The sequence below is a fragment of the Polyangiaceae bacterium genome (assembly GCA_015075635.1).
GTDB lineage: Bacteria > Myxococcota_A > Polyangia > Polyangiales > Polyangiaceae > JADJKB01.
Map to the genome: position 1 here is coordinate 472,758 of JABTUA010000002.1, position 12,070 is coordinate 484,827.

At 70.7% G+C, this 12,070-nt stretch carries 11 protein-coding genes; 3 read left to right on the forward strand and 8 right to left on the reverse strand.

The window, feature by feature from the left end; genetic code table 11:
- From HS104_18385 to HS104_18410, 6 genes are all read right to left on the reverse strand, one after another.
- A complete protein-coding gene (locus tag HS104_18385) occupies positions 1 to 2,028 on the reverse strand; it encodes a DUF362 domain-containing protein (GenBank protein ID MBE7481932.1) in 2,028 nt (675 codons plus the stop codon).
- Positions 2,029 to 2,037: 9 nt separating this feature from the next.
- Positions 2,038 to 2,400 carry a hypothetical protein gene (locus HS104_18390; GenBank protein MBE7481933.1) on the reverse strand — a complete coding sequence of 121 codons (363 nt, stop codon included), beginning with the start codon at positions 2,398 to 2,400 and terminating at the stop codon, positions 2,038 to 2,040.
- 184 nt (positions 2,401 to 2,584) lie between these two features.
- Positions 2,585 to 4,465: a hypothetical protein gene (locus HS104_18395; GenBank protein MBE7481934.1), complete on the reverse strand. Its 1,881-nt coding sequence runs from the start codon at positions 4,463 to 4,465 to the stop codon at positions 2,585 to 2,587.
- A gap of 52 nt (positions 4,466 to 4,517) precedes the next feature.
- Positions 4,518 to 5,291: an SDR family NAD(P)-dependent oxidoreductase gene (locus HS104_18400; GenBank protein MBE7481935.1), complete on the reverse strand. Its 774-nt coding sequence runs from the start codon at positions 5,289 to 5,291 to the stop codon at positions 4,518 to 4,520.
- Entirely contained in the window at positions 5,288 to 5,812 is a 525-nt protein-coding gene (locus tag HS104_18405; protein MBE7481936.1) for a hypothetical protein, read from the reverse strand. Before HS104_18405 ends, HS104_18400 begins: the two co-directional genes overlap by 4 nt.
- Before the next feature lie 28 nt (positions 5,813 to 5,840).
- On the reverse strand, positions 5,841 to 6,503 hold the full coding sequence (locus tag HS104_18410; protein MBE7481937.1) for a TetR/AcrR family transcriptional regulator: 663 nt from the start codon (positions 6,501 to 6,503) through the stop codon (positions 5,841 to 5,843).
- A gap of 82 nt (positions 6,504 to 6,585) precedes the next feature.
- Between HS104_18410 and HS104_18415 the strand changes: the two genes are divergently transcribed.
- Together HS104_18415 and HS104_18420 are read left to right on the forward strand one after the other, a co-directional pair.
- Positions 6,586 to 7,353: a GNAT family N-acetyltransferase gene (locus HS104_18415; protein ID MBE7481938.1), complete on the forward strand. Its 768-nt coding sequence runs from the start codon at positions 6,586 to 6,588 to the stop codon at positions 7,351 to 7,353.
- Positions 7,350 to 9,560 carry a molybdopterin-dependent oxidoreductase gene (locus HS104_18420; GenBank protein MBE7481939.1) on the forward strand — a complete coding sequence of 737 codons (2,211 nt, stop codon included), beginning with the start codon at positions 7,350 to 7,352 and terminating at the stop codon, positions 9,558 to 9,560. Before HS104_18415 ends, HS104_18420 begins: the two co-directional genes overlap by 4 nt.
- A gap of 2 nt (positions 9,561 to 9,562) precedes the next feature.
- Here the strand turns inward: HS104_18420 and HS104_18425 are convergent, their stop codons facing one another.
- Both HS104_18425 and HS104_18430 read right to left on the reverse strand, forming a co-directional pair.
- A complete protein-coding gene (locus HS104_18425) occupies positions 9,563 to 10,726 on the reverse strand; it encodes an ATP-binding protein (GenBank protein ID MBE7481940.1) in 1,164 nt (387 codons plus the stop codon).
- A 49-nt stretch (positions 10,727 to 10,775) separates the two neighbouring features.
- Entirely contained in the window at positions 10,776 to 11,519 is a 744-nt protein-coding gene (locus HS104_18430) for an SDR family NAD(P)-dependent oxidoreductase (GenBank protein ID MBE7481941.1), read from the reverse strand.
- Between the two features lie 37 nt (positions 11,520 to 11,556).
- On the opposite strand from HS104_18430, the gene HS104_18435 reads away from it, so the two are divergent.
- Positions 11,557 to 12,069 (forward strand): YbjN domain-containing protein, encoded by a 513-nt coding sequence (locus tag HS104_18435; protein MBE7481942.1) that lies wholly within the window; start codon positions 11,557 to 11,559, stop codon positions 12,067 to 12,069.
- Position 12,070: the final 1 nt, after the last annotated feature.

Below are 12,070 nucleotides of genomic sequence, written 5' to 3' on the forward strand. Positions count from 1 at the left end.
TCACTCCAGAACCAGCGTCCCGAACCTGTCGGGCACATGGAAATTCGGCTTCTTGGTCAGGGTCGGGCTCCAGGCCAGGTACTTGCGCGGCGCCGCGCCCTCCATGCGGTAGAGCCCCAGTGGAACGCGGGCGCCCGACGCGAGCACCGCCAAGATCTCCTTCGCCGTCAGGCGCGCCTCGATGACCGCGCGGCGCGCGCCGGGGTCGCGGGTGGTGCCGACGCTGAGCCCGCTCGACCAACCGGTGTCGCTCGCGCCGCCCAGGCGCACATCGAGGTCGAACCAGTGACCGAAGGGGCCGATCTCGATCTCGGCGTAGTGACGCGGGTCCTTCGCGTCGTGGCCCAGAAAGAGCTCGACGCAGTCCTCCTGGTAGAGCTTGTCCCGCTCCTCGGTCACCGGCCTCTGCCGATCGACGAACAGGCCGGCGCCCTCCAGCTCGAACAGCGCGAAGAGCCCCGACTTCGACCAGGCGAAGCGCGCCCGCGTCACGACGCCCGTGGGGTTGCCCGCCCAGTCCGTGTCCCAGCTCACTGCGGGTGCGCGCGCCCAGACCGCGTCGTCGGCCTTGCCGTCCAAGCTCACCGTGTCGGCGCCCAGCGCGACCGCCCGAGCTTCGCGCGGCTGGGCGCTCGGCGCGGGGGCGGGTGGAGCCGGCAGCGTCCGCGCCACCGGTTGCCACGGCGCGCTCGGGGTCGAGTGCAGCTCGAAGCCGGCCATGGAGCGGAAGTGGAAGGGACGCGGCTTGCCGAACAGATCCGCCGCGTCGCCCTCGATCTTGGTGGCGGTCAGGTCGAGCCCGTAGCGCTTGGCCGCGACGCTGATCAGCGGGGAGGTCTTGTGCCCGCCGAGCTCGCTCGCGAGCCGCGGGTTGTTCCAGAGCCCCAGGAGCTCCGCCCCCACGCGATCGACGCTGACCGGGTTGGTGCCTCCGATGGCGACGCGCTCCTCCGTCGGGTAGAGCTGCCAAAAGCCGTCACCGCCCATGCCCGGCGCTGCCTCGGCCAGGACCGCGTCCGGCGTCGAGATCTCGAGCACGTCGGCCATGCGCTCCGCGAACACCATCAGCGCCCCGACATGGGCCTTGCGCTCCTCCAGTGGGTCGAGCGCCGCCGCGTCTGCGGCCTTCGCGGCCTTCTTGGCCTTGATTTGCTCGTTCAGCTCGCGGTGCGTCCGGTACTTCTGCTTGTAGGCGGGGCGCGCGTCGCTGAGCATGACCGTGCCCTGCATGCCCTTGATGGCCATGGAGGTGACCGAGAAGCGGTGCGCCTTGACCTTGGGCAGCGAGACGAAGAGCCCGTGGTCGAGGTGCTCGGCCAGGATCTTCGGCATGAGCAGGGTCGGAACGCGCGTGCTCGCGATGCCGCTGACGGCGAGCGGCTGACCGGGCTTGTCACCCTCCACGTCGTAGACGCCGTCGTCGTCCATCGCCACCAGCGCCACGCCCTCTTCCCGGGCCATGCTCTCGTAGCCGGTGAGCTCGATGACCCGCTTCCAGTGCGCGTGGGAGATGCCGCAACCCTCGGCGATGGTGACCTTGTCGTGCCCACGCTTCTTCAGGCAGCGAACCACGCCGCGCGTGAAGTCCACGTCGGTGGTACGCCCGACCATGCCGTCGTCCCCCTTGCGCTTCTCGGGGTCCACGATGCCGTCGAACCCGCACAAGTTGGGCTTGAGCAGGATGGGCGTCGCGGCCGGACGTCGCGGCATCACCGCCTCGCAGATGGCCTCGCCCAGCCCGAGCGGGCTCTGACCGCGGAGCGCGGTGACGGGGCTCTTGTCCGCCTTCAGGCGCTCGACGTGGCGCTTCCGCAGCGCAGCGCCATCGACCTTCTCGGCGCCCAGCACGCTGGGGCCCGCGTCCCACACCGTCTCGGTCGCGGCCGACACGGTGTCCGCCGAGGGGGCGGCGCTCGGAGCCGCCGCCGCCGGGACCGGCGGAGGGGCGCTCTCCGCCGGCGCAGGGATCGGCGGCGCTTCCTTGCGACAGGCAGCGAGTGAGAGACCGATCAGCGCGAGCCGGCGCACCCCCGAAGCTCAGCGCCCCCCGGGCGTGACGAAGCTGTCGGAGCACTCGCGCTTCACGTCGTCCGCGGACGAGTGCTTGCTCGAGCTGTAGTACCAGTTCGTGAGCTTGCCCTTCTGGCAACCGCCCAGGGCGGACGAGGTGTCGCACGCAGTCGTGGAGAGCACGTACCCGCTCGACGGCGAGCAGATCGACTTCACCTTCTCGTTCGGCTCGGTGTGGAAGTCGATGCAGATGGAGCTGCCACCGCTGGCGGCGCTGCGCATGTCGCAGCTGCCCTTCACTTCCTGTGGACCGCTCTTCTTGCAGGCCAGGAGCGCGAAAGCGACCACGAGCACGGGAAGCGCAGCAGAACGAACAGTCGACACCTTCATCGGGAGCCCTCCAAGGCTCCGAGGTATCACGAGCGGGGCGCCGTGCGCTACAGGTTGCTCCAGCTGCAGGATTCGCAGACGACCCACGCGGGGCGGCCGCCCGCCGCCCACGCGCCGGAGGTGATTCCCGGAGCTTCCCCGGCTTTGCCGCCAAGGCGACCAGTCGCGGCTCGCGACCGCCCGTCTAGTTGCAGGTCACCTTGGTGACGGTCACGTCGTCCACGTTCCAGGACGACACCGTGAACACGCCGCCGCTCGTCACCTGGTGCCCGAAGCGCACCCGGAGCGCCGCGTTGGCGTAGGCCGAGATGTCGTAGGTCTGCTGGCTCCAAGCCGAGTCCGCCACGCCGGGAGACGAGCCGGACTGCCACACCGGTACCCAGGCCGAGCCGTTGTAGACCTCGACGATGTTCTGCATGAACGGCGTGTAGTCACTGTTGAGCCAACGCCAGAAGCTCAGGTAGAGCTTGGGCGAGCCGGCTGCGTTGATGATGGGGCTCGTCAGGTAGTAGTAGCCGTGCAGCACAGTCGACGCGTTGCCGCCGATCACCACGCCCGCAACACCGTTGTCGCCGCTCGGAGTGTGGTCGACCGAGGGGTCGGGGCCGGCGTAGACGTGGCCCGTCGATGCAGTCGCCGACCCGATCTGCCACTCCGTACCCAGCGTCCAGCCCTGGCTGTTGTTGGCGAAGCCCTCCGTGAACAGGATGCTCGGCACCGGATTGGTGCAGCCGGAGGCGACACAGCCGCCGTTGGTGCAGGTCTGCCCCGTCGTGCAGACCGTGCCGCAGGCACCGCAGTTGTTCGGATCGACCTTCACGTCCACGCACAGGCCGTTGCAGTTGGTCGTCCCGCCGGAGCACAGGAGCTGGCAGCCACCGTTGTTGCAAATCTGACCCGTCGGGCAGGCCGTGCCGCAGGTGCCGCAGTTGGCAGCGTCGATCTTCGTGTCCACGCATTTGCCGCTGCAGTTCGTGGTGCCGCCGGTGCACACGATGCCGCAGGCGCCGTTCACGCAGCTCTCGCCGGCCGCGCAGGCTTTGGCGCAGGTGCCGCAGTTCGTGGGATCGACCTTGGTGTCCACGCAGGCGCCGCTGCACAGCGTGCTGCCGCCGCCGCACACCAGGCCGCAAGTGCCGCTCGAGCAGACCTGACCCGTGGTGCACTTGGTGCCGCAGCTGCCGCAGTTCGCGGGGTCGAGCTTGGTGTCCACACACACGCCCGCGCACAGCGTGGTGCCGCCCACGCACACCGTCGTGCAGGTGCCGTTCACGCAGGCCTGGCCGCTCGTGCACGCCGTGCCGCACGCGCCGCAGTTTCCAGTGTCGATGGTGGTGTCCACGCACTTGCCGGCGCACAACGTGGTGCCGCCCACGCACTGCGTGCCGCACTGACCAGCGGAGCAGACCTGGCCGCTTGGGCACGCGGTGTCGCAAGCGCCGCAGTTCGCGGGATCGACGCTGGTGTCCACGCACTTGCCGGCGCACAGCGTGGTGCCACCCACGCATTGCGTGCCGCACTGGCCGGCGGAGCAGACTTCTCCCGAGGCGCAGGTGGTACCGCAGGCGCCGCAGTTCCCAGGGTCGACGCTGGTGTCCACGCACTTGCCGGTGCACTGGGTGGTGCCGCCGGAGCAGGTGACTCCGCACAGGCCGGCGGAGCAGACCTCCCCGACGTTGCACACGTTGCCGCAGCTGCCGCAATTGGAGATGTCCGTCTGCACATTGACGCAGGAGCCGCCGCACTCCGTGGTGCCTCCGCTGCAGGTCGAGCCGCAGCTGCCGTTCGAGCAGAACTCGCCGGCGCCGCACTTGGTGTTGCAGGCGCCGCAGTGGTTCGGGTTGTACTGCGGGTCCACGCACTTCCCGGCGCAGTCGAGGAGCCCGCTGGGACAGCCGGACGCACCGCCGGAGCCACCGGCTCCGCCCGCGCCGCCGACGCCGCCCAGGCCGCCGCCGCCGCCGCTGCCCACACCGCTGTCCGAGCCGGTGCTGCACGCGACGGCGACGCCGCCGAGAGCCAGGACCACCACCGCTGCAAAAACCCGAGCCAAGGCGTCACGCATCCCGCCAGGATACCGGCTCGGGGGCCCAACTCACAAGGCCGGCTGATTTTTGTCAGCCAATCGGCTCGGGTCCGAACGCCAGCGCCACCCTCGAAGCGAAGCCGACGGCGCTGAAGCCGACCCGGTACAAGCTCGGATACACCACTCGCGGCTCGCCGGACTCCACCGCGTCGAGCACCAGGCGCCCGAGCTCGCGGGCCTTGCCCATGGGGATGGCGCGGGCGATGGCCGACTCGCGCAGCTGGGCGCGCGCGCCGCGCTCGAGGGCCGAAGCCACCGGGCCCGGGTAGACCGTGACCACGTGGACGCCTCGGGGGCGGAGCTCGGCGTGGGCGATCTCGGACGCCATGGAGAGCCCGGCCTTGGCCGCGCCGTACATGGCGCAGCCGCGGATGGGCACGCGCCCGGCCATGCTGGTGACGTTCACCACGAAGCCGCCGCCGCGCGCCAGCATCCCGGAGCTCACCTCGTGGAACAGCCGGAGCGGCGCCACCAGATCGACGGCGAGCAGCTTCCAGGCCGCCTCCCACTCGAAGCGCTCGAAGCGCCGCACGTCCATGAAGCCCGCGGCGTTGATCAGGCCGTCCACCGGGCCGACGCGCTCGAGCAACGCCGGGATGGCGTCGATGTCGGACAGATCCGCGACCTCTGCCCGCGCGTTGCCGAGCTCGCGCGCGAGCTCCGCCGAGGGCGCTTCGACCTTGTCCACCAGCGTGAGGCGCGCGCGCGGCCGGCGTGCGGCGAGCTCTCGGGCCAGAGCTCCACCGATGGCGCCGGACGTCCCGGTGACGAGGACGTGGGGCGCGTGGGTGAGCCGCGCGCTCATCGCTTCCCCGTGTCGAGGGCGAACCAGAGCACGGTGCGGGGTCCCTTGGCCGTCTTCCACATCGCCGGGCCCAGGTACAAGCCGGGCGCCACCTCGCGGATCTCGTCGTGGATGGCACGGATGTAGGGCGGGTTCTCCGGGTGAGCGTAGTCGAGCACGATGGCGGGTTTGCCGTCGATCGCGGAGGCCGCGAACAGAGTCGTGAACGGGAACAGGTTCTGGCGCCCGAGCACGCCCGGCGCTTGCACGCGGTTGATGCCGCGACCAGCGCGATCGGACTCGGCTTCGAAGGACTTCCCGCCCCACACGAACGCGCGCGACGCCGCGAGCTTCCTGAGCCCCTTGGCCAACGGCCCGCTTCCGAGGCCGCGCACCGCGAGCATGCGTCCGGTCAGCTTGCCGTCCACGGCGCGGAGCGACGCCGGCAGGCTTCCGCCGCGGTACAGCGCCTCGAGCTCCGCGCAGGACTTCCGAGCCAGGTCGTCCAGGCTGAGCTCGGGGCGGCGGGCTTGGGTGTTCATTTCGGTGGTCAACATGTTCGTATCCTCCCTAACTGCGAGCCCGCGGTCGCGGCGTGCGACGCGAAGCTCCGACGTTCATTCCGGCGCCTTCGGCCACCATGGCCCAGGCGGCCTCGCCGGCTCGAGCGAGCGTCTCGTCCCCGACGCTCAGGTAGCCGAGGCGCTCGGCCTTCACCAGACCGACGAGCGCACCCCACACCAGCGCCATCAGCGTCTCCGCGGGTAGCACTCGCTTCTGCCCGCCCTCGGAGATGGCGCGACCAGCGAACCAGAGCGGCGCGAGCACTTCGCGCTCGAGCGCGACGCTCTCCTCGTCGAGGTAGGGCACGTGGTCCTGCATCTCCAGGAACTGGAACGCGATCGGGTCCGTGCGCGCGAAGCGCGCCAGCCGGCGCCAGATCTCCAGGAACATGTCCCGCGGCTCCGCGTTCATCACGAGCCCGTGGAACAGCGCCTGGCGCATGCGCGACTTGGCGTCGCGGAACACCGCGTTGACCAGCTGCTCCTTGTTCTCGAAGTAGTGGTAGATGGTGCCGGTGCCCACGCCCGCGGCCTCCGCGACGGCGGGGACGGCGGTGCCGTGGTAGCCGCGCTCGGCGAACAGCCCGAGGCCGGCGTCCAGGATTTGGCGCTGTTTGTCGCCCTCCGGCGGGCGGCCGCGGGGCCTTTGCCCCTTTTCCCGAACGTTCATTCGAAAATGCAGGATAGCGACGCCCGCGCGGCCGTCAAGGGGCGGCTTGCGGCTCTGCAGCAGCACCACGACATTCCCGGGCATGGACGACGCCGAGCTCTTGCGCCGCGTGCACACCTGCTTGATCGCCGAAGCGGAGCTCTGGGGCTCCGGATCGGGGAGCGCGTACCTCGAGCGCCTGCCCGGCGTGATCGCGGCGGTTTCCCCGGCGGCTCCCGACCGCTCGCTCTTCAACTGCGTCGTGCCGGACAGCCTGGCGTCGCTCGAAGCTGCGTACCCGAAGCTGGCGGCGAGCTTCGCCGACGCGGGCGTGCGCGCCTTCACCGTCTGGGTCGGGCCGGGCGACCGCGCGATGGCCGACTTCCTGGCGGCGCGCGGCCACAAGCTCGACTCCCGACCAGCGGCGATGGCGGCGGCCATGAGCGAGCTCGCGATCCCCGAAGCAGGCGACCTGGACTGGGAAGCAACGCGCGACCTCGGGCTCCTCGCGCGCATCAACGACCAGGCCTACGGCTTTCCTCCGCCGGCGTTCGAGGCGGCGCTCACCAGCTGGCCGGCCGACGACGGCTGGAGAGGCTACGTGGCACGAGCCGACGGTCGGCCCGCCGCCTGCGCCATCGTTTACGAGAGCCCGGACGGCGATTGCGGCGTGACCGGGGTGGCTTCGCTGCCCGACGCGCGGGGCAAGAACCTCGCGGGTCGCTTGCTCGGCCGCGCGCTGGCTGAAGCGCGGACGCGTGGCGCCACCAGCACTTCGCTCCAGGCGAGCCCGCTGGGTCGCCCGGTGTATGCGAAGATGGGCTATCGCGATCTGGGTGAGATGGGCATGTGGGAGCACCGCGTGTCATGAGCTGGAAGCCCACGGCCTGCATTCTCTGCGAGTGCAACTGCGGCATCGAGGTGGAGCTCGGCGGCGACGCGGGGCGACACCTGGTCCGCCTGCGCGGCGACCGCCGGCACCCCGTTTCCCGCGGCTACGCCTGCGAGAAGGCGCACCGGCTGGACTACTACCAGCACGCGCGCGACCGCGTGACCTCGCCGCTCCGGCGCCGGCCGGACGGTACGTTCGAGCCCATCGACTGGGACACGGCCATCAGCGAGGTCTCGGCGCGCCTCGGGAAGGTGCGCGACACACACGGCGGCGAGACCATCTTCTATTACGGCGGCGGCGGCCAGGCGAACCACCTGCCCGGCGCCTACGCCACCGCGACCCGCGCGGCGCTGGGCTCCCGCTACCGCTCCAACGCCCTGGCGCAGGAGAAGACGGGGGAGATCTGGGTCAGCCATCGCATGCTCGGCGCGGCGACTCGCGCCGACTTCGAGCACTGCGAGGTGGCGCTCTTCATCGGCAAGAACCCCTGGCACTCGCACTCGATCCCGCGGGCGCGCATCACGCTGCGGGAGATCTCACGAGATCCCGCGCGCACGCTGATCGTGATCGATCCGCGCCGCACCGAGACCGCCGAGCTGGCCGACATTCATCTTCAGGTGCGCCCCGGCACCGACGCCTGGCTGCTCGCGGCGCTCCTGGGCGTCTTGGTGCAGGAGGACCTCTTGGACCGCGCCTTCTTGGGCGCGCACGCCGTGGGGCTCGATGCGGTGGAGAAGGCCCTCGCCTCCGTGTCCGTCGCGGAGTGCTCGGCGAAGGCTGGGCTCGACGAGGCCCTGGTGCGGCGGGCGGCCCGCGCCATCGGCCAGGCTCGCTCGCTGGCGAGCTTCGAGGATCTGGGCGTGCAGATGAACAAGAGTTCGACGCTGGTGAGCTACCTGCACCGGCTCCTGATCGTGCTCACCGGCAACCTGGGCAAACCCGGCAGCCACTACGTGCCGACCCCGCTCGTGCCCTTCATCAGCGGCTCGACCGGCAAGAAGAGCCCGGTCGCCGGAGCGCCCATCATCAGCGGCCTGGTCCCCTGCAACGTGATCGCCGAGGAGATCCTCAGCGACCACGACAAGCGCTACCGCGCCATGCTGGTCGAGTCGGCGAACCCCGCGCACTCGCTGGCCGACTCGCCGCGCATGCGAGAGGCACTCTCCGCGCTGGACACCCTGGTGGTCATCGACGTCGCGATGACGGAGACGGCGAAGCTGGCCCACTACGTCTTGCCCGCGGCGACGCAGTACGAGAAGGCCGAGGCTTCGTTCTTCAACTTCGAGTTCCCGGAGAACTGCTTCCAGCTCCGGCCGCGGCTCTTGGCGCCGCCTCCCGGGCCGCTGCCGGAGGCCGAGATCCACGCACGGCTCGCCACCGCCCTCGGCGCCGTGACCGAGGCCGATCTCGAGCCGCTCCGCGCGGCCGCCGCCCAGGGGCGCGCCGCCTACGCCGAGGCGCTGATGAGCCAGGTGATGGGCGATCCACGCCGGTCGTCCCAGGTGGCGGTGCTCCTGTACCGCACGCTCGATTTGCCAGCCGAGCTGAAGGAGGGCGCGGTGCTCTTCGGCCTGGCGCTCCGGCTGGTGATGCAGCGGGCGCCGTCGGTCGCGCGAGCGGGCTTTTCCGGCACGCCGCTCCAGATGGCCGAGCAGCTGTTCCAGGCGATGCTCGAGCGGCACTCGGGTGTGGTCTTCGCCGTGGACGACTGGAACGAGGTGCTCGAACGCGTCGGGCAGATCCAGCTCGAGCTGCCCGATCTGCTCGAGGAGCTCGAGCGCTGCCTGGGCTCGGCGCCGGACGCCACGGACCTGAGCTTCCCCTTCGTGCTCTCGGCCGGCGAGCGCCGCTCCTTCACCGCCAACACGCTCCTCCGCGATCCGGCCTGGCGCAACAAGGACGCCGCCGGCGCGCTGCGCATCTGCCCCAGCGACGCCAGCGCGCTGGGCGTCGCGACTGGCGCAGAGCTCCGCCTCACCACCAGGCGCGGCACGGCGCTGGTGACGGTGGAGGTCTCGGACACGATGCAGCCGGGCCACGTCAGCCTGCCCAACGGCCTGGGCACGAGCTACGGCGACGAACGTCCCGGCGTCGCGCCCAACGAGCTCACCAGCCTGGACGAGCGCGACCCCTTCGTGGGCACGCCCTGGCACAAGCACGTGCGGGCGCGGCTGGAACGGGTCTGAGCTCACCCGCCGAGGGCGCCGACGAATGCGTCGATGCTCTGTCGGCGCACTCCTGGGACGAGCGCCCCTTCGGCGGGCGTCCCGCGCGCCGCGCCGTGCAGCACGAGCCCGCGCGCGCCCCGTGCCATCCGCGGCAGGAGCGCGGCGATCCCTCGCGCGTCGCTCGGGTGCACCGTCCTGCCCGCCTTGACCTCGACGAGCACGACTCCGCCGCCCTCCTCGGCCATCAAGAAGTCGACTTCGAGCCCCTGCTGGTCGCGAAAGTAGTACAGCTCGCGCGCCCGGCCGGCGAACGCTCGGCGCTTGGCGATCTCGCTGGCGACGAACGCTTCGAGCACCAGCCCGGACAGCGGCGAGCGTTGGAGCGCGCTTCGCGATTCCAACCCGAGCAGGTGACACAGGATACCGGTGTCCATGAAGTAGAGCTTCGGCGTCTTCAAGAGTCTCTTGCCGAGGTTCTCGAAGTAGGGCGGGACGAGCTGGATCAGACCGGTGGTCTCCAGCACACTGACCCACTGGGTGATCGTGGGGATGCTGACCCCGAGCGGGGCCGCGAGCTCGGACTTGTTCAGAGGGGTGCCGTTGCGCGTCGCGAGCAGGCCGAGGAAGCGCCGGAACGTGACCAAGTCGCGCACGGCGGTCACCGCGCGCACGTCGCGTTCCAGGTAGGTCTGCACGTAGGATCGAAACCACAGCGGCGCCCCCTTCGGACGCAGTCGAACCTCGGGGTAGCCGCCCAAGATCAGGTCCCAGCGCCCCGCTTCGCGGGCCGACAGCGGCAAGAGCTGCAGCACCGCCGCGCGACCGGCCATCGACTCGGAGACTCCCCCCATCAGCGAGAAGTCCTGCGAGCCGGTGAGCAGCCACCGGCCCTTCTTCGACGGAGCAGCGTCGATCCGGCTCCGCACGTAGGGCAAGAGCTCGGGGGCGTTCTGGATCTCGTCGAGGATCGCCGGCGTCCGCAGATCGTCGAGGAAGCCCCGGGGGTCGCTGCGCACCTGCGCGAGCACGTCTGGGTCTTCGAGCTGCACGTAGCTCGCGCCCGGGAAGGTCCGCCGCAACGTGAAGGTCTTGCCGGCACGTCGAGGGCCGGTGAGCACCACGGCCCCAAAGCTCCTCGCTGCACGCAGGAGTACGGGCGTGATCTCGCGCCGGTAGATCGGCATTTGAGGAATCTAAACTGCAACTTTAGATTTATCAATGGGCTTCGACGCCTCAGCTCGGCTGCTGCGTCGGCCGCATCAAGATGTCGTGGACCTGCACGTGGGGCGGGGCCGAGAGCAGGTAGCGGACCGCCTCGGCGACGTCGGCGGGCTCGAGCACCTTGAAGCGCCCGTAGGTCTTCTTCGCCGCTTCCTGGCTCTGGAAGTAGTGCGCGGCGAACTCGGTCTCGACGTAGCCCGGGCTCACGGCGCTGACGCGGATCTTGCTGCCGGCCTCGCGCAGCTCCTGGCGCAGCGCCTCGGTCAGCGCGCGCACCGCGAACTTGGACGCGGAGTACATGCCGCTCCCCGGGGGAACGCGGTGCGCCGCCATGCTCGAGACGTGCACGACGTGCCCGTCGTCGCCGCGCCGGCGCATGTCGGAGAGCGCCTCGCGGGTGCACACCGAGAGCGCGAGCACGTTCAGCTCCAGCGTCTCGCGCCACTGCTCGGTCCGCCCGCTCATCAGCGGCGCGTCGTGGCCGAGCCCCGCGTTGTTCACCAGCACGTCCACGCCGCCCCAGCGCTGGCGGATCTCGGCGAACAGCGCCCCGATCTCGGCCTCGTCCCGGAGGTCCACGCTCCGGGTCAGCCAGTCGGCCGCGGGGAGCTCCGCCGCGAGCTCCGCGAGCCGCTCGGCTCGCCGCGCGCACACCGCCACGCGCATGGCGTTTTCTGCCAGCATTTTCGCGACCGCGCGGCCGATGCCCGCCGACGCCCCGGTGACCAACGCGACCTTGCCCTTGAAGCGCTCCATCGCGCCCGAGCCTACCGTCTCGGGGTATGTTCCGGCCATGCCCGCCAAGCAACCCGCGGCCGCCTCGACGCGGCGCCAGCTCGAGACCGTCCGCAACGTGCTCGGACGGCTCGGTCTGAAGTTCGAGGAGAAGTACGACCCCGAGGCCGAGACCAACTACTTCGCCGTGGACCTGCGCGGCCCCGACGTGCTCGCCGAGGTGCACCTGGTCCACGAGCCGGGGCTGGTCGCGCTGTACGGCGTGTTCGGCGTGAAGGCGCCCCGCACGCGCCGCGCGGAGCTCCTGGCCTTCGCCAACCTGTTCAACGCCGCGTTTCACCAGGGCACGCTGACGGTGCGCAAGGACGGGCGGCTCGTGTACCGAGCCGCGTGCAGCTACCGCAAGGTGAAGGACCTGGACCAGGGCTACGTCGCCAGCCTGTTCGCCGACATGTTGGACGTGGTGGACCTGATCGACCTGCCGCTGATCCTGGTCGCCAAGGGCAAGACCGCCGCCGCCGCCATCAAGGCGACCTGGACGGGCTACACCGAGCAACCCTTCACTCACTGAG

Coding starts and splice junctions, on each gene's coding strand:
- HS104_18410 (MBE7481937.1), bottom strand. CDS start 6,503: ATGAACGTTCGGGAAAAGGGGCAAAGGCCCCGCGGCCGCCCGCCGGAG.
- HS104_18400 (MBE7481935.1), bottom strand. CDS start 5,291: ATGAGCGCGCGGCTCACCCACGCGCCCCACGTCCTCGTCACCGGGACG.
- HS104_18425 (MBE7481940.1), bottom strand. CDS start 10,726: ATGCCGATCTACCGGCGCGAGATCACGCCCGTACTCCTGCGTGCAGCG.
- HS104_18390 (MBE7481933.1), bottom strand. CDS start 2,400: ATGAAGGTGTCGACTGTTCGTTCTGCTGCGCTTCCCGTGCTCGTGGTC.
- HS104_18415 (MBE7481938.1), top strand. CDS start 6,586: ATGGACGACGCCGAGCTCTTGCGCCGCGTGCACACCTGCTTGATCGCC.
- HS104_18435 (MBE7481942.1), top strand. CDS start 11,557: ATGCCCGCCAAGCAACCCGCGGCCGCCTCGACGCGGCGCCAGCTCGAG.
- HS104_18405 (MBE7481936.1), bottom strand. CDS start 5,812: ATGAACACCCAAGCCCGCCGCCCCGAGCTCAGCCTGGACGACCTGGCT.
- HS104_18395 (MBE7481934.1), bottom strand. CDS start 4,465: ATGCGTGACGCCTTGGCTCGGGTTTTTGCAGCGGTGGTGGTCCTGGCT.
- HS104_18420 (MBE7481939.1), top strand. CDS start 7,350: ATGAGCTGGAAGCCCACGGCCTGCATTCTCTGCGAGTGCAACTGCGGC.
- HS104_18430 (MBE7481941.1), bottom strand. CDS start 11,519: ATGGAGCGCTTCAAGGGCAAGGTCGCGTTGGTCACCGGGGCGTCGGCG.